The sequence below is a fragment of the Streptomyces sp. NPDC042638 genome (assembly GCF_040647235.1).
Lineage (GTDB): Bacteria > Actinomycetota > Actinomycetes > Streptomycetales > Streptomycetaceae > Streptomyces > Streptomyces rameus.
On the sequence record NZ_JBEZBT010000002.1, the window covers coordinates 196,885 to 218,579 of the forward strand.

A 21,695-nucleotide genomic window follows, 5' to 3' on the forward strand; every position below is an offset into this window, starting at 1 on the left:
ACCCAGGGGAGGGAGCACGCGTGATGCACAGAGGGTTCGCCGCGGCGGTCGCGGTCGCCGTGGTGGGGCTGTCGGCGGCGGGCTGCGGCGGCAGACACCAGCCGTGGCAGTCCGAGGACGGCAGTCCCGCGGCCACGGCGACGCCCCGGCCGCCCTACTCCGGTCTGCCGGAGGTACCGGAGCGGCTCGGGAACGACGGGACGACCATCATGGTCGGGGACCCGGCCGCCCCGCTGACCGTACACCTGTACGAGGACCCGCGCTGCCCGGTGTGCAGGAAGTTCGAGACCACCGGCGGTGCGCCGCAGCTGCGCGCCGCGACCGTCCGGCGGGAGACGAAGACCGAGTACACCCTCGCCTCCTTCCTGGACGGCAGGCTCGGCGGCTCCGGGTCGAAGAAGGCGGTCAACGCCCTGCGGGCCGCGCTGGACGCCGGCAAGTTCGCCGAGTACCACGACGTGCTCTACGCCGGCCAGCCCGACGAGAGTATCGACGGCTTCACCGACGCCTACCTGCTCAAGCTGGCGGAGAAGGTGCCCGGGCTGCGCGGCCCCGCCTTCGACAAGGCCGTGAAGACCATGAAGTACCGCTCGTTCGTGGAGAACGCCGAGGACGCCTACGATCACGCGGAGGTGCCGGGCACGCCCACCGCCGAGATCGACGACGTACGCATCCCGGCCGAGTACAGCGGCCTGATCTTCAACGGCAAGGCCTTCGGCAAGCTGCTGTCGGACATCCGGAAAGACCCCGCGGCCTGGCGGGACTCCGCGGCCTGAGCAGACCTCAGGCCACCGCGCTCAGCGTGTCCGCGAGGCGGCGCCGGGCCGCCCGGGCCGCGGGCAGCGTGGCCAGCGCCGCCGCCCCCAGGACGGCGGCCGAACCCAGCAGGAGCAGCAGGCCGGGGGAGGGGGACCGGGCGATCCCGGCGCCGATGCCGCTGGAGCCCGCCTGGGCGTCGATCAGCCGCCGCGCCAGCGGCAGCCCCAGCGCCGTACCGGCGACGACCGCCGCCAGGGTCGTACAGCTCGTCGCCGTGACGGTGATCGCGGTGATCTGCCGCGGGGACATGCCGATCGCCCGGAGCGCCAGTACGTCCCGCTCGCCCTCGCGGACGCTGCCGCCGATCACGGTGAGCAGCTCGACCAGCCCGATGAGGGCCAGGACGGCGATCAGCCCGGCGACGACCCCGCGCAGCGGGGACAGCCCGTCGGCGGGGTTCGCCACGGGACGGACCTCCAGGTGGCCGCGGCCGGCCGAGGTGAGCGCGGCGGCCACCCGCCGCGGGTCGGCGCCCGGGCGCAGCCGCAGCTCGTAGAAGGCGGGAGACAGCTCCGGGTCGTTCTCGCGGAGGGTGTCCAGGGAAGTCGTCGCGACCCGGCCGGCGTTGCGCGGTTCGATGCCGCGGCCGACGATGTGCAGGATCTGCGGCCGGTCGCCCACCGTCATCCGGACCCAGTCGCCGACCCGCGCGTGCAGCAGGTCGAGCAGTCCCTGGCCGGCCACCGCCTCGTCCGGCCCGTGCGCGGCGCGTCCCTCGGCGAGGGTGTTTGGATAGGGCTCGGCGCGGGTGCCGACGCCGCGCAGGGCGACGGTCCCGGTCTGGCCGGGGACCAGCGCGGCCACCTCGACCCCCGGGTAGGCGGCGGCGATCCGGGGGTCGCGGCCCAGCACGGACCGCAGGCCGGACGCGTTCAGGTCGCCGTCCGAGCGGACCGTGAGCGACGTCGGCAGCCCCACCCGCTCGGGGCTGCTGTGGAAGCGGTCGATCGTGGTCCACGCGCTGAGCGCCACCACGATCAGCAGCAGCGGCAGCGTCAGCCGGGCCACGGTGGTCAGTGACCGGCCCCGCCCCGTGAACGCCTTGTGGCAGCCGAGGACCAGCGCGGCCGGCAGCCGCAGACCGAGCGCCCACCGGGCCGCTCCGGTCAGCCGGCCGCCCGCCGACGCGGCCGGGCGCGGCACCGGAACCGGTGGCACCCGTCCCGCCCGCCAGGCCGCGAGTCCGGTGGTCAGGCCGATGAACAGCACCGCGCCCGCCGGCACCGCGGAGAGGGCCAGGGTGTGCCCGGGCAGCCCCTGCCACACGGCCACCGCGTCCCCGAGCCGCCCCGGGACCCGGCTGCCCAGCCCCTCGGTGAGGGCCGCCGCGGCGACGGCGCCGAGCAGGGCGTACGCCAGGTGCTGCAGCAGGAAGACCCGCACCACCTGGCCGGGCGTGAAGCCGATCGCCTTCAGCACCGACAGATCCCGCAGATGCCCGCGGATCCTGGTGGCGATGGCGCCGTGCACGGCGAACCCCGCGGCCACCAGGGCCGCCAGCCCGAACAGCCCGAGCACCTGGCCCAGCAGCCGGTTGTCGCCCTGCGCCTCGGCGCGCGCCTGCTGCCAGGTGGAGACCTCACCGACCGCGCCCGCGCCCAGCACGGTGACGGCGCGCTGCACCGCGTAGTCCGTGTCGGCCGGATTCCCCAGCCGCAGCCCGATGACCTGGCCGGCCGGGGCGCGCACCGCGGACGGCAGCGCCCACACCAGCCCCGGCTGCTCGCCCGGGCGGTACGGGGGTTCGGCGCTGTCCGCGATGCCCTCGACGGTGAGGGCGCGGGCCGTGCCGGGCAGCGTCAGGGTGTCGCCGGGCTCGGCCAGCAGGGCCCGGGCCAGGCTGCTCTCCAGCACCACGCCGTCCGGCGCGGCCGGGTCCAGCCAGTGTCCCGCGGTGAGCAGGGGCCGGCCGACGGAAGGCGGGCGGGGGGTGGCACGCAGCTCCACGGAGGCGCGGGTGCCACGGGTGGTGACGGTGGCGGACTCGGTGCGGTAGGGACCGGCGACGGAGGAGACGCCGTCCAGCCGGGCCAGTGCGCGGGCGTCGGCGGACGGCCCGGTGTGCAGCCAGACGTGGGCGCCGCGCGCCTCGGCGAAGGTCCGCTGCCAGGGGTTGGTGGCGTAGCCGAACAGGGCGGTGGCGAGCAGCAGCGAGGCGACGATGCCGGCGGTCGCCAGCACCAGGAACAGCGCTTCGCCGCGGTGGGTGCGCAGGTCGGAGTGCGCCCAGCGCAGGGTGGCCCGCATGTTGCTGAGATCCGGCACGGTCATGCTGCGGTCCGGCACGGTCAGTCCCTCAGCTCCAGTACGCCGGAGATACCGCCGTGCCGGGACGGCGGTGTGCCGTCCAGGGCGGCGTCGTCGGCTATGCGGCCGTCGAAGAAGCTGATCACCCGGTCGGCGGCGCTGGCCAGCCGGGCGTCGTGCGTCACCAGCACGATCGTCTGGCCGCGCTCGTGGAAGCGGGTCAGCAGCCGCGTGACCTCGCGGGTGCCCCTGCTGTCCAGGCTGCCCGCGGGCTCGTCGGCGAGGAGCAGCGGCGGATGGTTGACCAGGGCGCGGGCGAGGGCGACCCGCTGCTGTTCGCCGCCGGACAGCTCGCCCGGCATGCTGCGCTCCTTGCCCCGCAGGCCCAGCTCGGCCAGGAGCGCCTCCCGCTCGGCGCGCGCCTTCTTCGGCGGGACGCCGGCCAGCAGGGCGGGCAGCTCGACGTTGTCGGCGACGGACAGGTTCGACACCAGGTTGAAGAACTGGAAGACGATGCCGATGGCCTTGCGCCGTTCCACCGCCCAGCGGGCCTCGCCGAAGGAGTCCGTGCACCGGCCGGCGAGCCAGACGCTGCCCCGGTCCGGCCGCTGCAGCCCGCCGAGCAGATGCAGCAGGGTCGACTTGCCGGCACCGGACGGACCCGTGATCGCCACGAACTCGCCGCGGGCCACGCTCAGATCGACCCCGCGGACGGCGTGCGCGTGCGCGCCCTCGCCGTAGTGGGTCTTCACCAGGCCCTCGGCCCGCAGCACCGGGGTGTCCTCGGCCCGCGGAACCGGGGTGTCCTCGCTCATTCCAGTTCCTCCTGGCACCGCTCCAGCCAGTCGAGGTCGGCCTGCAGGTGCAGCATCGCGCCCTCGATCAGCAGCTGGGCGATTCGGTTGTCCCGGTTCTCGGCCGCGGCCAGTTTCGACAGGCTGCGCATGGTGTTGAGGTACTGGCGCCGCTGCCGGTTGATGAGGGCCATCTGGTCGGCGAGGCCGGTCTGCGGGGCGAGGGCGAGCTTCATGAAGAACTCGTCCCGCACCCGAGGTTCGTCCTCGGTCTCCTCGAACCAGACGTGCAGCGCCTCGCGCCCGGCCTCGGTGAGGCGGTAGACCTTCTTGTTGGGCCGGCTGGACTGCTCGACGTCCTCGCCCTCGATCAGCCCGGACTTCTCCAGGCGGCCGAGGGTGACGTAGATCTGGCCGACGTTCGGCTGAGGGTACGCGGCACCCAGCAGTTGCTCAAGGTCCTGCTTCAGCTCGTAGCCATGGGCCGGGCCACGGGCGAGGAGTGCGAGGAGGGGCAGGCGCACGCGTGCTGTCCTCCTGTCTGCTCATGTGCTCCAGGCCCTAGTATCGCGCATACCTAACAGGTATACATGGCCTCTGCCCTCGGGTGAGGGGTGGGCGAGGGTGCCCGTGGTGCCGGTTGTACAGGGAGGAACCTATGCGGTGGATACGCGCCGCCGGTAGGGGCCTCCTCGTTCTCGCCGTGATCATCACCGGGTACGCGGCCTCCGGCGCCCATGCCGAGGAGGGAGCGAGCGGCGCTCGCGGACCGCTCACCCTGGCCACCGCCGGCGATCTCACCGGCTACCTCGGCCCGTTGCTGGAGGGCTGGAACCGCACCCACCCCGGCGAGCGGGTCACCCTGGTCGAGCTGCCGGACTCCGCCGACGAGACGCACGCGCAGATGACGACCGACCTGCGCGGCGGCGACCGGGGCAGGTTCGACGTCCTGAACATCGACGTCGACTGGACCTCCGAGTTCGCCGCCGCCGGCTGGATCCGACCGCTGCCCCGCGACCGCTTCCCGCTGGGGAGCTTCCTGCCGCCGGTCGTGGACACCGCGACGTACGACGGACGGCTGTACGCGGTGCCGTACGTCACGAACGCCGGGCTGCTGCTGTACCGCAGGGACGTCCTCGCCGAGGAGGGCGTGCCCCCGCCGCGCACCTGGGCCGAGCTGGAGCGCGACGCGAAGACCATCGCGCCTAAGTACGGGCTCGACGGATACGCCGGCCAGTTCCTGCCCTACGAGGGCCTCACCGTGAACGCGGCCGAGGCCGTGTACTCGGCGGGCGGCACGATCCTCGGCGGCGAGGGCAGGCGGGTCACTGTCGACTCGGCCGCCGCGCGCGAGGGCCTCGGCTTCCTCGCCCGCGGCATCCGCGAGGGCTGGATCCCGAGGCGGGCGCTGACGTACAAGGAGGAGGAGTCCAAGCAGGCGTTCCAGGACGGCAGGCTGCTCTTCCTGCGCAACTGGCCCTACGCCTACGCCGTCGCCTCGGCACGGGGCACCAAGGTCGCCGGGCGGATCGGCGCCGTACCGCTGCCCGGGCCCGACGGTCCGGGGACGAGTGTCCTCGGCGGCTCCAACCTCGCCGTCAACTCCCATACCCGGCATCCGGATTCGGCGGCCCGTCTCATCGCCTACCTCACCAGCGCGCCCGTCCAGCGCCAGGTGCTCATGCGGGGCGCGCTGCCGCCCGTGCGCGCCGCGCTCTACGGGGATCCCGCGCTGGTGCGGCGCTTCCCCTATCTGCCGACCCTGCGCACCGCCGTCCTCACGGCCCGGCCGCGCCCCAAGAGCCCGCACTACGACCAGGTCAGCCTGGCCGTGCAGGCGGTCGTGCAGGACGCGCTCACCGGGCGGCAGACGCCCGGGCAGGCCGTGCGCCGACTGGCACGCGAACTCGACGCCATCGCCCGTCGCTAGCCACCCCTCGCTAGTTACTTGTTAAGTAACGCGACCATCACGACTGCGCTCGTCTTGCGGTGGATTGTCCATATCTGAACCGCGAACGAGTCGGTAACTTACGTTCACTTCGTTGACACCTGTGTTCCTCGCCTACCTAACATGCATGCATAACAGCCCCCCTCAGAGACAGGTTCCACAGGGTTGAACAGGCATCATTGGTGGCGGGACGCGGTGATCTACCAGGTGTACGTCCGCAGCTTCCTGGACAGCACCGGCGACGGCGTCGGCGACCTGGCCGGCGTCCGCGCCGGACTGCCGTACCTGAAGAAGCTCGGCGTCGACGGCATCTGGCTGAGCCCCTTCTACCCCTCGCCGCAAGCCGACCACGGCTACGACGTGGCCGACTACCGCGACGTCGACCCGGTCTTCGGCGACCTCGCCGAGTTCGACCTGCTGATGGCGGCGGCCCGCCGGCTCGGCATCAAGGTGCTGCTCGACATCGTCCCCAACCACTGCTCCAGCGAGCACCCGTGGTTCCGCGAGGCACTCGCCGCCGGGCCCGGCAGCCCGGCCCGCGCCCGCTTCCACTTCGCCGACGGCCGCGGCCCCGACGGCGGCGAACCGCCCAACAACTGGCACGCCATGTTCGGCGGGCCGGCCTGGACCCGGATCACCGAGCCCGACGGCCGGCCCGGCCAGTGGTACCTGCACATGTTCACGCCCGAGCAGCCCGACTGGAACTGGCGCGAGCCCGAGATCCCCGCCGAGTTCGAGCACGTGCTCAGGTTCTGGCTCGACCGGGGCGTGGACGGCTTCCGCATCGACGTCGCCGCCGGCCTGTACAAGCACCCCGACCTGCCCGACTCAGACGACCCGGAAGCCGACGCCCGCACCCGCGACTCGGTCAACCCGCTCGCCTGGAACCAGCCCGAGGTGCACGAGGTGTGGCGCAGCTGGCGCTCCATATGCGAGGAGTACGCCGGCCGCGACGGCCGCGAACGCCTGCTCGTCGGCGAGGTCTCCGTCCCCACCGCCCGCGAACACGCCCTGTACGTCCGCCCCGACGAACTCCACCAGGCGTTCTTCTTCGACCTGCTCGGGGCCCCCTGGGACGCCGACTCCTTCCGCAAGGTCATCTCCGAGGCCATGCAGGACATCGCCGGCACCGGCTCCACGGTCACCTGGGTGCTCAACAACCACGACCAGGTCCGCACCGTCACCCGCTACGGCGAACCCGCCACCGAGGGCAGCGGCCTCGGCGCCGCCCGCGCCCGCGCCGCCGCGCTGCTGATGCTGGCGCTGCCCGGCGCCGCCTACATCTACCAGGGCGAGGAACTGGGCCTGCCCGAGGTCGTCGACCTGCCCGACGACGTGCTCACCGACCCGATCTTCCGCCGCACCGGCAGCCGCGCCCGCATCCGCGACGGCTGCCGGGTACCCCTGCCGTGGTCCGGGCAGGCGTCGCCGTTCGGCTTCACCTCCGGCGCGGAGGGCGCCAAGCCCTGGCTGCCGCAGCCGGAGTACTTCGCCGAGTACGCCACCGACCGCGCCCTCGCCGACACCCGCTCCTTCTGGCACCTGTACCGCGACGGTCTGCAACTGCGTTCGTCCCTGCCCCAGTTGGGTGAGGGCACGCTGCACTGGCGGGACGCCCCGCCGGGCGTCCTCGCCTTCACCCGCGGCGACGGCCTGGTCTGCGCCGTCAACTTCGGTACGGCGGGCGCCCCCGCACCGGTCCCCGGCACCCCCCTGCTCTCCAGCGGCCCGTGCCCGCCCGGCGTCCTGCCCGGCGCCACGGCGGCCTGGTGGCTGAACGAGATCTGATCACCCGCTTCCAAGGAAAGGTCCGTCGACGATGATGCGACGACGCACGACCCTGCTCACCGGCTGCACCGCCCTCGCGCTCGCCCTCGGCGCCACCGCCTGCGGCGGCGGACCCGTCTCCGCGGGCGGAGGTGACAAGGCGCTCAGCGGCCAGACGGTCACCGTGGCCGGCGTCTGGTCCGGCAGCGAGCAGAAGAACTTCCAGAAGGTGCTGGACGCCTTCACCGAGAAGACCGGCGCCAAGACGCAGTTCGTGTCGACCGGCGACAACGTCTCCACAGTCGTCGGCAGCAAGATCGAGGGCGGCAACGCGCCCGACGTCGTGATGGTCCCGCAGGTCGGCGTCCTGAAGCAGTTCGCGAAGAAGGGCTGGCTCACGCCGCTGTCCCCGGCCGCCCGGCGGACGGTCACCGCCGACTACGCACCCGTGTGGAAGACGTACGGCAGCGTCGACGGCGCCCTCTACGGCCTCTACTTCAAGGCCGCCCACAAGTCGACGGTCTGGTACAGCCCCGACGCGCTCACCCAGGCCGGGGTCAAGCCCCCGAAGTCGTACGACGAGCTGCTCAAGGCCGGGCACACCGTCTCCGACTCCGGCCTCGCCGCCTTCTCGGTCGCCGGACAGGACGGCTGGACCCTCACCGACTGGTTCGAGAACGTCTACCTCTCCCAGGCCGGCCCCGAGAAGTACGACGCCCTCGCCGCCCACCGGCTGAAGTGGACGGACCCCACGGTGGTCAGGGCGCTCACCACCCTCGGCAGGCTGTTCCAGGACAAGCAGCTCGTCGCGGGCGGCAGCAAGGAGGCGCTCAGCACCGACTTCCCCGGCTCGGTGGAGAAGGTGTTCGGCCCCAAGCCCGAGGCGGGCATGGTCTACGAGGGCGACTTCGTCGCCGGTGTCGCCCACGACCAGTACGGCAGGTCCATCGGCAAGGACGCGGACTTCTTCCCCTTCCCCGCGGTCGACGGCGGCAAGGCCCCGGTCGTCAGCGGCGGTGACGCGGCCGTCGTCCTCAAGGACGGCAAGAACGCCAAGGCCGGCATGAAACTCCTGGAGTACCTCGCCACCCCCGAGGCCGCGGCCGTCTGGGCGAAGGCGGGCGGCTTCCTGTCCCCGAACAGGAAGCTCGACCTCGCCTCGTACGGCGACGACGTCACCCGTGCCACCGCCCGGTCCCTGGTCGGCGCCGGGGACTCGGTCCGCTTCGACATGTCCGACCAGGCCCCGGCCGCCTTCGGCGGCACCAAGGGCACCGGCGAGTGGAAGCTGCTCCAGGACTTCCTGCGTGACCCCTCCGACCCGAAGGGCACCGCGGCGAAGCTGGAATCGGCCGCGGCCAAGGCCTACCAGGACTGAGCGACAGCACCATGACCGCCACCACACTCGAGAAACAGCAGGCGGGCCCGCCGCCCGCCGGTCCGGCGCCCGCGCGCCGCGGCCGGCGGCGCACCCGGCTGATCGCCCTGCTGTTCGTCTTCCCCGCACTGCTCCTGCTGGGCGCGCTCGTCGTCTACCCGGTGCTGTTCTCCGTCGGCCGCAGCTTCTTCGACGCCTCCGGCACCCGGTTCGTCGGCGGCCACAACTACGCCGAGATGTTCCGCGACCCGGCCACGCTGAAGGCCATCCGGAACACCACCGTCTGGGTGGTCGCCGCCCCCGCCCTGCTCACCGGTCTCGGCCTCGTCCTGGCCGTCCTGGTGGAGAAGATCCGCTGGGCCACGGCCTTCAAACTGCTCCTCTTCATGCCGATGGCGGTCTCCTTCCTCGCCGCCGGCATCATCTTCCGGCTCGCCTACGACGACGACCCCGACAAGGGCGTCCTGAACGCGGCCGTCGTCTCCGTCCACGACGCCTTCCAGGGCACGTCGACGTACCCGACCGCCCGCGGGCGCACCGGGCTGCTCACCCAGGACCGGGACGGCTCCTACCGTACGACCGCCCCGGCGGGGGGCTCGGTCACGCTCCCGATCGTCGGCGTCCCGCCGGGGGACCTGCCCGCCGACGCCTCACCCGCCCGTAAGGCGGCCACGCGCAAGGCCGCGCCCGGCGAACTGCGCGGTGTCGTCTACCTGGACTTCACCCCCGGCGGGGGCGGCCGGCAGGGCAAGGTCGACCCGGAGGAGCGCGGACTGCCCGGCATGAAGGTCGAGGCCGTGCGCGACGGCAGGACGGTCGCGAGCGCGAGCACCGCGGCCGACGGCTCCTTCCGCTTCTCCGGGCTGCGGGCGGGCTCGTACACCGTGAAGCTGCCGGAGTCGAACTTCGCCCCGCCCTACCAGGGCGTCTCCTGGCTCGGACCGGCCCTCGTCACTCCCGCGATCATCGGCGCGTACCTGTGGATCTGGACGGGCTTCGCGATGGTCCTGATCGGCGCCGGCCTGTCCGCCCTGCCCCGGGACGCGCTGGAGGCGGCCCGCATGGACGGGGCGAACGAGTGGCAGATCTTCCGCCGGATCACCGTCCCGCTGCTCGCGCCCGTGCTCACCGTGGTCTTCGTGACCCTCGTGATCAACGTGCTGAAGGTCTTCGACCTCGTCTACGTCATCGCGCCCGGACCGGTCCAGGAGGACGCGACCGTCCTCGCCACCCAGATGTGGCTGGTGTCCTTCGGCGGCGGCAACGACCAGGGCCTCGGCAGCGCCCTCGGCGTGCTGCTCCTGCTCCTCGTGGTCCCCGCGATGGTCTTCAACGTCCGCCGCTTCCGAAGGAGTCAGCGATGAACGCCCTGCGGCGCTCTCTGGCCAACGGTGTCGTCCAGGCCGTTCTCGTGGTCATCGGCCTGATCTGGCTCACCCCGCTCGCCGGACTGTTCCTGTCCTCCCTGCGCTCGCCCGAGGACACGGCGAAGGGAGGCTGGTGGACGGCGCTGGCGAGCCCCGGCCGGCTGTCCGTCGACAACTACTCGGCCCTGCTGAAGAACGCGGGGATGACCCAGGCGTTCTGGAACACCGTGCTGATCTCGGTGCCGGCGACCACCCTGGTGGTCGTCATCGCGGCCCTCGCCGCATACGCCTTCGCCTGGCTGGACTTCCCGTTCCGCGAGCCCCTCTTCCTGCTGGTGGTCGCCCTGCTGGTGGTACCGGTCCAGATCGGCCTGCTGCCGGTGGCCAAACTCTTCGGCACGCTGGGCCTGTTCGGCACGATCCCCGGTGTCGTCCTCTTCCACGTCGCCTACGGCCTGCCCTTCGCCGTCTTCCTGCTGCGCAACTACTTCGCGGAGATGCCGAAGGAGATGCTGGAGGCGGCCCGGATGGACGGCGGCGGCGAGTGGCGCATCTTCACCCGGCTGGTCCTGCCGGTGGGGCGTCCGGCGATCGCCTCGCTCGCCATCTTCCAGTTCCTGTGGGTCTGGAACGACATGCTGGTCGCCCTGCTCTTCGCCGACAGCTCCGCCCAGCCGCTCACCGTCCAGCTCCAGTCCCAGATACGCCAGTTCGGCAGCAACATCGATGTCCTGGCGCCGGGTGCGTTTCTGTCCCTGATCGTGCCGGTGGCGGTGTTCTTCGCCTTCCAGCGGCACTTCGTGCAGGGCGTGATGGCGGGGTCGGTGAAGTGAGGTGAAAGGGGCAGGGGCCGCGGGAACCTCGGTTCCCGCGGCCCCTGCCGCCGTGCCCGGCCGTGCGTCAGGGCGACGCAGGCGGGTACAGCGACCGGGGCAGCTGCGAAGCCGCGGCGGTGTCCAGCAGCCACAGCGTCCGCGCACGGCCGTACGCGCCCGCCGCCGGCGCCTGGATCTCGCCCGCGCCCGACAGGGCGATGGCCACGGCCTCGGCCTTGTCCTCGCCGGCCGCGAGCAGCCAGACCTCGCGGGCCGACCGGATCGCCGGAAGGGTCAGGCTGATCCGGGTCGGCGGCGGCTTGGGTGCGCCGTGCACGCCGACCACCGTCCGCTCGGTCTCCCGTACGGCCGGCATCTCCGGGAAGAGCGAGGCTACGTGGGTGTCCGGGCCGACTCCCAGCATCAGGACGTCGAAGGCCGGGACCGGGGCGTGGTTCTCGGGCCCGGCCGCCTTCGCCAGCTCCGCCGCGTACGCCTCGGCCGCCGCCTCGACGTCGCTGCCGTACGGGCCGTCGGACGCGGGCATGGCGTGCACGCGCTCCGGGTCCAGCGGGACGGAGTCCAGCAGCACCTCGCGGGCCTGCGTGACGTTGCGCTCCGGGTCGCCCTCGGGCAGGAAGCGCTCGTCGCCCCACCACAGGTCCAGGCGGCTCCAGTCGATGGCGTCGCGGGCGGGCGCCGCCGCCAGCGCGGCCAGCAGCCCGTTGCCGTTGCGGCCGCCGGTGAGGACCACGGACGCGGCGCCCCGCGAGGCCTGCGCGTCCACGATCTTCGTGATCAGGCGGGCCGCGGCGGCCTGCGCCATCAGCTCCTTGTCGCGGTGGACGACCAGCTGCGGAGTGCTCACTTCGCCGCCGCCTTCCTCGCCGGGGTCTTCTTCGCGGTCTTGGCCGCCGCCTTCTTCGCGGGTGCCTTCGCGGCCTCCTCGACCGGCTCGGGCTCCGCGACCGGCTCGGCCGGCTCCGCCTGCCGCGCGGGCTCCTCGGAGGTCTGCCCGGGAACCGTGTCCAGCCGCTCCACGCCGTAGCGCAGGGCCGACGCGTAGGTGTCGTCCGGGTCCAGCCGGCGCAGTTCCTCCGCGATCAGCTCGGCGGTGTCCCGCCGGTTCAGCGCCACCGCGCGGGCCGGCTGGCCCTCGATGGACAGCGTGGCCAGCGAGCCGTCCGCACGGTCCAGCACGATCGGGCCGCAGGTGGTGTCCATACGGACGGCCGTGAGACCCGGGCCCGAGGACAGCGAGCGCTTCACGGGGACGTCCAGCCGGTCGGCGAGCCACATCGCCAGCAGCTCACAGCTCGGGTTGAACTCCTCGCCCTCCACCTCCACGGCCTTCACCTCGCAGGTGACCTGGTCCAGGGCCGCCGCGAGCATCGAGCGCCACGGGGTGATCCTGGTCCAGGACAGGTCGGTGTCGCCGGGCGTGTAGGCCGCGGCACGGGCGGACAGCTCCCGCGCCGGCTCCTCGGCGGCGTAGGTGTCGGTGACCCGGCGCTGGGCCAGCGCGCCCAGCGGGTCCTTCGCCGGGTCGAGCGGGGCGTTCACCGGCCACCACACGACCACCGGGGCGTCCGGCAGCAGCAGCGGCAGGACCACCGAGTCGGCGTGGTCGGACACCTCGCCGTACAGACGCAGGACGACCGTCTCGCCGGTGCCCGCGTCCGCGCCCACCCGCACCTCGGCGTCCAGCCGCGAGGACGTACGGTCGCGCGGGTTGCGGGAGACCCGCTTGATGACCACCAGCGTGCGCGAGGGGTGCTCGCGCGAGGCGTCGTTGGCGGCCTTCAGGGCGTCGTAGGCGTTCTCCTCGTCGGTGACGATGACGAGGGTGAGGACCATGCCGACGGCGGGCGTGCCGATGGCGCGGCGGCCCCGCACGAGCGCCTTGTTGATCTCGCCGGCGGTGGTGTCGGTCAGGTCTATCTTCATGGCCGGCGCCAGCTCCGTCCGTCTCGTGCGAGCATCTCGTCGGCCTCCACGGGTCCCCAGGTGCCCGACTTGTACTGCGCGGGCCGGCCGTGCTTGTCCCAGTACTCCTCGATCGGGTCGAGGATCTTCCAGGACAGCTCGACCTCCTCCGTGCGCGGGAAGAGGTTGGCGTCGCCCAGCAGCACGTCCAGGATCAGGCGCTCGTACGCCTCCGGGCTGGACTCCGTGAAGGACTCGCCGTAGGCGAAGTCCATGGAGACGTCCCGGATCTCCATCGAGGTGCCCGGCACCTTGGAGCCGAAGCGGACCGTGATGCCCTCGTCCGGCTGGACGCGGATGACGATCGCGTTCTGGCCCAGCTCCTCCGTCGCCGTGTGGTCGAAGGGGGAGTGCGGGGCCCGCTGGAAGACGACCGCGATCTCGGTGACCCGGCGGCCGAGCCGCTTGCCGGTGCGCAGGTAGAAGGGGACGCCCGCCCAGCGGCGGTTGTCGACCTCCAGCTTGATCGCGGCGTAGGTGTCGGTCTTCGACGTGGGGTCGATACCGTCCTCTTCGAGGTAGCCGATGACCTTCTCGCCGCCCTGCCAGCCCGCCGCGTACTGCCCGCGGACCGTGCTGGTGCCCAGGTCCTTCGGCAGCCGTACCGCGCCGAGCACCTTCTCCTTCTCCGCGGCCAGCGCGTCCGCGCCGAAGGAGGCGGGCTCCTCCATGGCGGTGAGGGCCATCAGCTGGAGCAGGTGGTTCTGGATGACGTCCCGGGCGGCGCCGATGCCGTCGTAGTAGCCGGCCCGGCCGCCGATGCCGATGTCCTCGGCCATGGTGATCTGCACGTGGTCCACGAAGGACCGGTTCCAGACCGGCTCGAACATCGTGTTGGCGAAGCGCAGCGCCAGGATGTTCTGGACCGTCTCCTTGCCGAGGTAGTGGTCGATGCGGAACACCTGGTCCGGCTCGAACACCTCGTGGACGACCTTGTTCAGCTCCTCGGCCGACTTCAGGTCGTGGCCGAACGGCTTCTCGATGACCGCGCGGCGCCAGGAGCCGCCGCTCTGGTCGGCCAGGCCGTGCTTCTTCAGCTGCTGGATGACCACGGGGAAGGAGCTGGGCGGCACCGACAGGTAGAAGGCGAAGTTGCCGCCCGTGCCCTGTGCCTTGTCCAGCTCCTCGATGGTGGCGCGCAGCCGCTCGAACGCCTCGTCGTCGTCGAAGGTGCCCTGGACGAAGCGCATCCCCTGGATGAGCTGCTGCCAGACCTCCTCGCGGAAGGGGGTGCGCGCGTGTTCCTTGACCGCGTCGTGGACGACCTCGGCGAAGTCCTCGTGCTCCCAGTCGCGACGGGCGAAGCCCACCAGCGAGAAGCCCGGCGGCAGCAGCCCCCGGTTGGCGAGGTCGTACACCGCGGGCATCAGCTTCTTGCGCGACAGATCGCCTGTGACACCGAAGATGACCAGGCCCGACGGCCCCGCGATACGCGGGAGCCGTCGGTCGGCCGGGTCACGAAGCGGGTTCGCTCCGGAGCCGGAAACGGGTGACAAGTCAGCCCTCCGAGGGGGCAAGGCGCTCGAGCTCCGCCTGGGTCGACTTCAGCAGGTCGTTCCAGGACGCCTCGAACTTCTCGACGCCCTCGTCCTCCAGCACGCGCACGACGTCGTCGTACGAGATGCCGAGCTTCTCCAGCGCGTCGAGGTCGGCACGCGCCTGCTCGTAGGTGCCGGCGACGGTGTTGCCGGTGATCTCACCGTGGTCCTCGGTGGCCTCCAGCGTGGCCTCCGGCATGGTGTTGACCGTGTTCGGCGCGACCAGCTCGGTGACGTACATGGTGTCCGGGTACGCCGGGTCCTTCACGCCGGTCGACGCCCACAGCGGACGCTGCTTGTTGGCGCCCGCCTTCTCCAGCGCGTTCCAGCGGTCGGAGGAGAAGACCTCCTCGTAGGCCTGGTAGGCCAGGCGCGCGTTGGCGATGGCGGCCTTGCCGCGCAGGGCCTTGGCCTCCTCGGTGCCGATCTCGTCGAGGCGCTTGTCGACCTCGGTGTCCACCCGGGACACGAAGAAGGAGGCCACGGAGTGGATCCCGGAGAGGTCGAGACCCCGCTCCTTCGCCTTCTCCAGGCCGGAGAGGTAGGCGTCCATCACCGCGCGGTAGCGCTCCAGCGAGAAGATCAGCGTGACGTTGACGCTGATGCCGCGGCCGATGACATCGGTGATCGCCGGGATGCCCGCCATCGTGGCCGGGATCTTGATGAGGGTGTTCGGGCGGTCCACCAGCCAGGCCAGCTGCTTGGCCTCGGCGACGGTCGCCTTCTCGTTGTGCGCCAGGCGCGGGTCGACCTCGATGGACACCCGGCCGTCCTGGCCGTTGGTGGCGTCGAAGACCGGGCGCAGGACGTCGGCGGCGTCGCGTACGTCCGCCGTGGTGATCATGCGGACGGCCTCTTCGACGGTGACCTTGCGGGCGGCGAGGTCCGACAGCTGCTGGTCGTAGCCGTCGCCCTGGGAGATCGCCTTCTGGAAGATCGTCGGGTTGGTGGTGACGCCCACGACGTGCTGCTGGTCGATCAGCTCGGCGAGGTTGCCGGACGTGATCCGCTTGCGCGACAGGTCGTCCAGCCAGATCGCGACGCCTTCTTCGGAGAGGCGCTTGAGTGCGTCTGTCATGGAATTACATCTCCTACGTGTCGTATATGAGCGTCAGCGCTGGGCGGCGGCGATGGATTCCCTGGCCTTGGCGGCCACGTTCTCGGCGGTGAAGCCGAACTCGCGGAAGAGCACCTTGCCGTCGGCGGAAGCGCCGAAGTGCTCCAGGGAAACGATGCGGCCGGCGTCCCCGACGTACTTGTGCCAGGTCAGGCCGATGCCCGCCTCCACGGCGACACGGGCCCTCAGCGACGGCGGCAGCACGGAGTCCCGGTACCCCTGGTCCTGCTGCTCGAACCACTCCACGCACGGCATCGAGACGACCCGGGTGGGCACGCCGTCGGCCTGGAGCTGCTCACGGGCCTCCACGGCCACATGCACCTCGGAACCGGTGGCGATCAGGACGACCTGCGCCTCGCCGCCCTCGGCCTCGAACAGGACGTAGCCACCGCGGGCCGTGTCCTCGTTCGGCTCGTAGGCCGGCACGCCCTGACGGGTGAGCGCGAAGCCGTGCGGCTGGCCCTTGCCGAACTCCTTGGTCCAGCGCTTGAGGACCTCGCGCCAGGCGATCGCGGTCTCGTTGGCGTCCGCCGGGCGGATCATGTTCAGACCCGGGATGGCGCGCAGCGAGGCCATGTGCTCGACCGGCTGGTGGGTGGGTCCGTCCTCGCCGAGACCGATGGAGTCGTGCGTCCACACGAACGTCACCGGCAGGTGCATCAGGGCCGACAGGCGCACGGCGTTGCGCATGTAGTCGGAGAAGACGAGGAAGGTGCCGCCGTAGACCCGGGTGTTGCCGTGCAGCGTGATGCCGTTCAGCTCCGCGCCCATGGAGTGCTCGCGGATGCCGAAGTGGATCGTTCGGCCGTACGGGTTGGCCTCCGGCAGCGGGTTGCCCTCGGGCAGGAACGAGCTGTTCTTGTCGATCGTGGTGTTGTTCGACCCGGCGAGGTCGGCGGAGCCGCCCCACAGCTCGGGGATGACCGCGCCGAGCGCCTGCAGCACCTTGCCGGACGCGGCACGCGTCGCGACGGCCTTGCCGGGCTCGAAGACCGGGAGCTTCTCCTCCCAGCCGGTGGGCAGCTCGCCCTTGCTGATCCGGTCGAACTCGGCGGCGCGCTCCGGGTTGCCGTCCCGCCACACCTGGAGGGACTTCTCCCACTCGGCCTTCGCCTGCGCGCCGCGCTCCAGCGCCTTGCGGGTGTGGGCGATGACCTCGTCCTCCACCTGGAAGCTCTGCTCGGGGTCGAAGCCGAGGACGCGCTTGGTGGCCGCGACCTCCTCCTCGCCCAGCGCCGAGCCGTGCGCGGCCTCGGTGTTCTGTGCGTTCGGGGCGGGCCAGGCGATGATCGAGCGCATCGCGATGAAGGACGGCCGGTCGGTGACGGCCTTGGCCTGCTGGATCGCGGCGAAGATCGCCTCCGGGTCCAGGTCGCCGTCGGCCTGCGCCTCCACGCGCTGCACGTGCCAGCCGTAGGCCTCGTACCGCTTGACGGTGTCTTCGGAGACGGCCGTCTCGGTGTCGCCCTCGATCGAGATGTGGTTGTCGTCCCACAGCAGGACCAGGTTGCCGAGCTTCTGGTGGCCGGCCAGCGAGGACGCCTCGGCGGAGATGCCCTCCTGGAGGCAGCCGTCACCGGCGATGCAGTAGATGAAGTGGTCGAAGGGGGACTCGCCCTGCGGCGCGTCCGGGTCGAACAGACCGCGCTCGTAGCGGGCGGCCATCGCCATGCCCACCGCGTTCGCCACACCCTGGCCCAGCGGGCCCGTGGTGGTCTCGACACCCTTGGTGTGCCCGTACTCCGGGTGGCCCGGGGTCTTGGAACCCCAGGTACGGAAGGACTCCAGGTCCTCCAGCTCCAGGCCGAACCCGGCCAGGTAGAGCTGCGTGTAGAGGGTCAGGGACGAGTGGCCGGCGGACAGCACGAAGCGGTCGCGGCCGACCCACTCCGGGTCGGCCGGGTCGTGCCGCATCACCTTCTGGAAGAGGGTGTAGGCGGCGGGGGCCAGGCTCATCGCCGTACCGGGATGGCCGTTGCCGACCTTCTGTACGGCGTCGGCGGCCAGGACACGGGCGGTGTCCACGGCCCGCTGGTCCAGGTCGGTCCACTCAAGGTCTGTGGTGGTCGGCTTGGTGCTCACCCTGGGTCAGGGCTCCTCTCCACATGTCGGTCGCCGGTCTTCGGGGCATGCGCCCACCCGGCTGCCGGGAGGCTTGTCGCCCACCGGCCGCTGTCGAGCCTACCCCCGTGGGGACGTGCGTTTTTTCGAGTGTTTCCAGACTGCCGGGACTCGGTGCGATCCGCCTCCCGACCGGCCGGGAAGGCGTTTGGCACATGAATACGGACCCGCTCATCTGACCGCTCAATCGAGTCTGTGTGCGCACGTCGGATCGAGCCTTCGTCCTCATGTCCGAGGGGCCCCGCGGACGGCCCGCCAACACGACCCCACCCCCGCGAAGGCCGGGGTATGGGCAACGTCTAAAGTGGCGTGGTACGCGCGAGCCTTTACCGCGACTTCACACGGGGAGGCTCGCTGGGATGTCTCTGTCAGGGGTGTGCGTGACGGCCGTCGAATCCCGTCCAGCGGATGGGGGCACCGCCCATGCCGTTCAGGCCATGGGGGAGCTCGGTGGTGCGAGCCAGGGCCCGGTCCACCGGTCGTTCGGGGCCCGTGTCAAGGCGTTCGTGGCGCTGACGAAGCCGCGGATCATCGAGCTGCTGCTCATCACCACCGTTCCGGTGATGTTCCTGGCGCAGCAGGGTGTGCCGGACCTCAAGCTGGTCCTGCTCACCTGTGTCGGGGGCTACCTGTCGGCGGGCGGCGCCAACGCGCTGAACATGTACATCGACCGGGACATCGACGCCCTGATGGACCGCACCTCGCAGCGCCCGCTGGTGACCGGCATGGTCAGCCCGCCCGAGTGCCTGGCCTTCGGCATCACGCTGGCGGTCGTCTCGACGCTGCTGTTCGGATTCACCGTCAACTGGCTGAGCGCCTGGCTCTCGCTCGGGGCGCTCCTCTTCTACGTCGTCGTCTACACGATGCTCCTCAAGCGGCGTACGTCGCAGAACATCGTGTGGGGCGGCATCGCCGGCTGCCTGCCGGTGCTGATCGGCTGGTCCTCGGTGACGAACTCGATGTCGTGGGCGCCGGTCATCCTCTTCCTCGTCATGTTCTTCTGGACGCCGCCGCACTACTGGCCGCTTTCCATGAAGGTCAAGGAGGACTACGCGCGCGTGGGCGTGCCGATGCTCCCGGTCATCGCCTCCAACAAGGTCGTCGCCCGGCAGATCGTCATCTACAGCTGGGTCATGGTCCTGGTCTCCCTGCTGCTCACCCCCCTCGGCTACACCGGCTGGTTCTACACGGTGGTGGCCCTCGCGGCCGGCGGCTTCTGGCTGTGGGAGGCGCACGGGCTGCAGAACCGGGCGAAGTCCGAGGCGACCGGCGCCAAGCTCAAGGAGATGCGCCTCTTCCACTGGTCGATCACCTATGTGTCGATCCTCTTCGTCGCCGTCGCCGTCGACCCGTTCCTGCGCTGACGACCCCCGGGCGTATGCCGCTGACGCCCGCCGGGCGTATGTCACAGAGCCCTGCCCTCGCCTGTGGATCTACCGATGAGTAGCATCCTGGCCATGGCAGACACGCAGCAGGTTGACGCGAGGGCCGAGCGCAAGGTGTCCCGGCTCGCCCACCAGATCAGCGCCTTCGCGAAGGCGCACGGCGGCGCGGAGGGCCAGGTGGCCTACATCGGCGAGCGCGGCGCCCGCATCGTCCTCGTCGGCGAGGACGGCGGCTGGGGCGACCTGGTGGCGCCCTCGTACGCCATCGCCGAGCAGGCGGTGGCCAGGTCCGGCATCACGGTCCACGAGTCCTTCGACGGCGAGTTCGCCGCGAAGGTGACGACGGGGCCGTACGAGTGGAAGCGGATGGCCGGCATGCAGATCGGCGGCTGAGCGGCGAGACCGGAGGCCGCCGGACCGCGCGACGGGCCGCGACCGGACGGGAGGCGCCGGACAGGCGTACCCCCCGAGCCGGACCGCGACCTAGAGCCCCGTTCACCCGTTAGGACGGGTAAGGCAGCACGCGTCCTACGGGGAGCCCCGGATGATCGAAATGCCGTCCCTCGTGGACCAGTACTGCCACGGCGTGCTCCGCACGGAACTGGGCCTCGGCACCTTCGAGGCCCAGTTGGCCCGCACCGAGGGACCGCCCGCCGCCGGCACCACCCTGTTCGACACCCAGACCGGTTTCGCCGTACGGCGCTGGTGCCCGCCGATACTCGGCCTGGAACCGCACTGCCCGCCCGCGCGTTATCTGGCGCGGCGCCGTGAACTCGGCGTGCTGGAAGCCGGCCGCAGGCTGCTGCGCGGCAGCGGCATCACGACGTACCTGGTCGACACCGGGCTGCCGGGCGACCTGACCAGTCCGGCCGAACTGGCCTGTGCCGGTGCGGCCCAGGCCCGCGAGATCGTCCGCCTGGAGCTGCTCGCGGAGCAGGTCGCCGACACCTCCGGCACCGTCGAGTCCTTCCTCGCCAACCTCGCCGAGTCGGTGCACGGAGCGGCGTCGAGCGCCGTCGCCTTCACCTCGGTCGCGGGCCTCCGGCACGGTCTGGCCCTCGCACCGGAGCCGCCGGAGCCCGGGGAGGTGCGGGGCGCGGCGGGCCGCTGGCTGGCCGGGCGGCGGGTGGGCGGAGCCCTGACCGACGCCGTGCTGCTGCGGCACCTGCTGTGGATCGCCGTCGCCTCGGGTCTGCCCCTGCAACTGCACGCGGGCCTCGGCGAACCGGGCTCCCGCATCGACCGCACGGACCCGGTGCTGCTCACGGACTTCGTCCGCGCCACCGCCGGCCTCGGCACCGACCTGATCCTGCTGCACGGCTACCCGTACCACCGGCACGCCGCCCATCTGGCCGGTGTCTTCCCGCACGTCTACGCCGACTCGGGCGCCGCGCTCGTGCGCACCGGCGCCCGGGCGGCCACGGTCCTCGCCGAGATCCTGGAGCTGGCCCCCTTCGGGAAGATCCTGTTCTCCACCGGCGCCCAGAGCCTGCCCGAACTGCACGTCGTCGGCGCCCGCCTCTTCCGGGAGGCCCTGGGCCGGGTTCTGGGGACCTTCGTGGCCGAGGGCGCGTGGTCCCTGGAGGACGCCCAGCGAGTGGCCCGGCTGATCGCGGCGGACAACGCGCGCCGGGTGTACGGACTGGGGTGAGCCGCCGAGACTGGGCGGATGACGACCGCATCCCTGCTCGACGGGTTCCTGAGCGCCCTGCTGCCGCTGCGGCCCCGCGCGCTGTGGGCGCACGGCTCACTGGCCGGCGGCGACTACCGGGAGGGCCGCAGCGACCTCGACCTGATCGCCGTCCTGTCCGCCCCGCCGGCCCTGGGGACCACAGGGCGGCTGATGGTGCTGCACCGGAGACTGCGCGCCGAACCCCTCGCGGCGAAGCTGCATTGCAGCTATGTCAGCCCGGCCACCCTGGAGGACCCGGACCGCGCCCACCTCACCTGGGCACACGGGCGGATGACGCGCCGCCCGGTCACCCCCGTCACCCGGCGCGAGCTGCACGACTTCGGCCGGGTGCTGCACGGTGAACCACCGGCCGGGCTGCTCCCGCCGGTGCCGCGGGACCAGCTCGACCGCTTCGTCGTACGCGACCAGCGGACCTTCTGGCGCCCGGCGGTCGACAAGGCGCGGCTGTGGCGGCAGGACGTCTGGGTGGACCTGGGCCTGCTGACCTTCGCCCGGGCCACCGTGACCCTGCGGGACGGGCGGCTGATCTCCAAGCGACAGGCCCTGGCCGAGCTGCCGGCGCTCGGCGCTCCGGCCGAGGTCGTCGAGGACATCGCCCGCCGCCGGTACGACGCCCCCGCCCCCGCCCCGGCCGGTGCCGGCCGGCTCGCCCGCCGGGCGGAGCTGACCCGTGGCTATCTGGGCCCGGCCATCGACGCCCTCGTCACCACGTACGGGTGA

General features: G+C 72.0%; 18 protein-coding genes. 10 read left to right on the forward strand and 8 right to left on the reverse strand.

The genetic code is table 11. The features are described from left to right. Window positions 1–23: 23 nt before the first annotated feature. Entirely contained in the window at window positions 24–776 is a 753-nt protein-coding gene (locus AB0B40_RS02475; protein WP_345050982.1) for a thioredoxin domain-containing protein, read from the forward strand. Between the two features lie 7 nt (window positions 777–783). Here AB0B40_RS02475 and AB0B40_RS02480 read toward each other — a convergent pair whose 3' ends face one another. From AB0B40_RS02480 to AB0B40_RS02490, 3 genes are read right to left on the reverse strand one after another with little or no spacing between them, the layout of a single operon-like run. Then, on the reverse strand, window positions 784–3,066 hold the full coding sequence (locus AB0B40_RS02480; protein ID WP_362262452.1) for an FtsX-like permease family protein: 2,283 nt from the start codon (window positions 3,064–3,066) through the stop codon (window positions 784–786). A gap of 41 nt (window positions 3,067–3,107) precedes the next feature. Beyond that, window positions 3,108–3,881, reverse strand: coding sequence for an ABC transporter ATP-binding protein (locus tag AB0B40_RS02485; RefSeq protein ID WP_362262265.1), 774 nt, complete (start codon window positions 3,879–3,881; stop codon window positions 3,108–3,110). Continuing rightward, on the reverse strand, window positions 3,878–4,384 hold the full coding sequence (locus AB0B40_RS02490) for a PadR family transcriptional regulator (RefSeq protein WP_345050775.1): 507 nt from the start codon (window positions 4,382–4,384) through the stop codon (window positions 3,878–3,880). Before AB0B40_RS02490 ends, AB0B40_RS02485 begins: the two co-directional genes overlap by 4 nt. 134 nt (window positions 4,385–4,518) lie before the next feature. Between AB0B40_RS02490 and AB0B40_RS02495 the strand changes: the two genes are divergently transcribed. From AB0B40_RS02495 to AB0B40_RS02515, 5 genes are all read left to right on the forward strand, one after another. Beyond that, on the forward strand, window positions 4,519–5,790 hold the full coding sequence (locus AB0B40_RS02495; RefSeq protein ID WP_345050777.1) for an ABC transporter substrate-binding protein: 1,272 nt from the start codon (window positions 4,519–4,521) through the stop codon (window positions 5,788–5,790). Between the two features lie 183 nt (window positions 5,791–5,973). Beyond that, on the forward strand, window positions 5,974–7,596 hold the full coding sequence (locus AB0B40_RS02500) for a glycoside hydrolase family 13 protein (protein ID WP_362262268.1): 1,623 nt from the start codon (window positions 5,974–5,976) through the stop codon (window positions 7,594–7,596). 31 nt (window positions 7,597–7,627) lie between these two features. Further along, window positions 7,628–8,953 carry an ABC transporter substrate-binding protein gene (locus AB0B40_RS02505; protein WP_345050782.1) on the forward strand — a complete coding sequence of 442 codons (1,326 nt, stop codon included), beginning with the start codon at window positions 7,628–7,630 and terminating at the stop codon, window positions 8,951–8,953. An 11-nt stretch (window positions 8,954–8,964) separates the two neighbouring features. Further along, complete coding sequence (locus tag AB0B40_RS02510; protein WP_345050785.1) at window positions 8,965–10,317, forward strand: ABC transporter permease subunit; 1,353 nt, start codon at window positions 8,965–8,967, stop codon at window positions 10,315–10,317. Continuing rightward, complete coding sequence (locus AB0B40_RS02515) at window positions 10,314–11,153, forward strand: carbohydrate ABC transporter permease (RefSeq protein ID WP_362262271.1); 840 nt, start codon at window positions 10,314–10,316, stop codon at window positions 11,151–11,153. Before AB0B40_RS02510 ends, AB0B40_RS02515 begins: the two co-directional genes overlap by 4 nt. Window positions 11,154–11,220: 67 nt before the next feature. On the opposite strand, the gene pgl is transcribed toward AB0B40_RS02515, so the two are convergent. From pgl to tkt, 5 genes are read right to left on the reverse strand one after another with little or no spacing between them, the layout of a single operon-like run. Beyond that, window positions 11,221–12,003: a 6-phosphogluconolactonase gene (gene pgl / locus AB0B40_RS02520; RefSeq protein ID WP_345050790.1), complete on the reverse strand. Its 783-nt coding sequence runs from the start codon at window positions 12,001–12,003 to the stop codon at window positions 11,221–11,223. Continuing rightward, window positions 12,000–13,082: a glucose-6-phosphate dehydrogenase assembly protein OpcA gene (gene opcA, locus AB0B40_RS02525; RefSeq protein ID WP_345050793.1), complete on the reverse strand. Its 1,083-nt coding sequence runs from the start codon at window positions 13,080–13,082 to the stop codon at window positions 12,000–12,002. The genes pgl and opcA overlap by 4 nt, the downstream gene beginning before the upstream one ends. Further along, window positions 13,079–14,617 carry a glucose-6-phosphate dehydrogenase gene (zwf, locus tag AB0B40_RS02530; RefSeq protein ID WP_345050795.1) on the reverse strand — a complete coding sequence of 513 codons (1,539 nt, stop codon included), beginning with the start codon at window positions 14,615–14,617 and terminating at the stop codon, window positions 13,079–13,081. Before zwf ends, opcA begins: the two co-directional genes overlap by 4 nt. Before the next feature lies 1 nt (window position 14,618). Beyond that, window positions 14,619–15,737: a transaldolase gene (gene tal, locus AB0B40_RS02535; RefSeq protein WP_345050798.1), complete on the reverse strand. Its 1,119-nt coding sequence runs from the start codon at window positions 15,735–15,737 to the stop codon at window positions 14,619–14,621. Window positions 15,738–15,770: 33 nt separating this feature from the next. After that, a complete protein-coding gene (gene tkt / locus AB0B40_RS02540; protein WP_345050800.1) occupies window positions 15,771–17,858 on the reverse strand; it encodes a transketolase in 2,088 nt (695 codons plus the stop codon). A 413-nt stretch (window positions 17,859–18,271) separates the two neighbouring features. On the opposite strand from tkt, the gene AB0B40_RS02545 reads away from it, so the two are divergent. The 4 genes from AB0B40_RS02545 to AB0B40_RS02560 all read left to right on the forward strand — a co-directional run bounded on the left by AB0B40_RS02545 (window position 18,272) and on the right by AB0B40_RS02560 (window position 21,695). Beyond that, the gene (locus tag AB0B40_RS02545; RefSeq protein WP_345050986.1) at window positions 18,272–19,261 is read left to right on the forward strand and encodes a heme o synthase; all 990 of its coding nucleotides are present in this window, start codon (window positions 18,272–18,274) and stop codon (window positions 19,259–19,261) included. Window positions 19,262–19,354: 93 nt separating this feature from the next. After that, window positions 19,355–19,675 (forward strand): hypothetical protein, encoded by a 321-nt coding sequence (locus AB0B40_RS02550; RefSeq protein WP_345050802.1) that lies wholly within the window; start codon window positions 19,355–19,357, stop codon window positions 19,673–19,675. 151 nt (window positions 19,676–19,826) lie between these two features. Further along, window positions 19,827–20,933 (forward strand): amidohydrolase family protein, encoded by a 1,107-nt coding sequence (locus AB0B40_RS02555; protein WP_345050804.1) that lies wholly within the window; start codon window positions 19,827–19,829, stop codon window positions 20,931–20,933. An 18-nt stretch (window positions 20,934–20,951) separates the two neighbouring features. Continuing rightward, a complete protein-coding gene (locus tag AB0B40_RS02560; protein WP_345050806.1) occupies window positions 20,952–21,695 on the forward strand; it encodes a nucleotidyltransferase in 744 nt (247 codons plus the stop codon).

What these genes read in the sequence shown, in the direction of transcription:
- AB0B40_RS02475 (WP_345050982.1), top strand. Translation starts at nt 24, where the DNA reads ATGCACAGAGGGTTCGCCGCGGCGGTCGCGGTCGCCGTGGTGGGGCTG.
- AB0B40_RS02480 (WP_362262452.1), bottom strand. Translation starts at nt 3,066, where the DNA reads ATGCGGGCCACCCTGCGCTGGGCGCACTCCGACCTGCGCACCCACCGC.
- AB0B40_RS02485 (WP_362262265.1), bottom strand. Translation starts at nt 3,881, where the DNA reads ATGAGCGAGGACACCCCGGTTCCGCGGGCCGAGGACACCCCGGTGCTG.
- AB0B40_RS02495 (WP_345050777.1), top strand. Translation starts at nt 4,519, where the DNA reads ATGCGGTGGATACGCGCCGCCGGTAGGGGCCTCCTCGTTCTCGCCGTG.
- AB0B40_RS02505 (WP_345050782.1), top strand. Translation starts at nt 7,628, where the DNA reads ATGATGCGACGACGCACGACCCTGCTCACCGGCTGCACCGCCCTCGCG.
- AB0B40_RS02510 (WP_345050785.1), top strand. Translation starts at nt 8,965, where the DNA reads ATGACCGCCACCACACTCGAGAAACAGCAGGCGGGCCCGCCGCCCGCC.
- AB0B40_RS02515 (WP_362262271.1), top strand. Translation starts at nt 10,314, where the DNA reads ATGAACGCCCTGCGGCGCTCTCTGGCCAACGGTGTCGTCCAGGCCGTT.
- opcA (WP_345050793.1), bottom strand. Translation starts at nt 13,082, where the DNA reads ATGAAGATAGACCTGACCGACACCACCGCCGGCGAGATCAACAAGGCG.
- tal (WP_345050798.1), bottom strand. Translation starts at nt 15,737, where the DNA reads ATGACAGACGCACTCAAGCGCCTCTCCGAAGAAGGCGTCGCGATCTGG.
- AB0B40_RS02550 (WP_345050802.1), top strand. Translation starts at nt 19,355, where the DNA reads ATGGCAGACACGCAGCAGGTTGACGCGAGGGCCGAGCGCAAGGTGTCC.
- AB0B40_RS02555 (WP_345050804.1), top strand. Translation starts at nt 19,827, where the DNA reads ATGATCGAAATGCCGTCCCTCGTGGACCAGTACTGCCACGGCGTGCTC.
- AB0B40_RS02560 (WP_345050806.1), top strand. Translation starts at nt 20,952, where the DNA reads ATGACGACCGCATCCCTGCTCGACGGGTTCCTGAGCGCCCTGCTGCCG.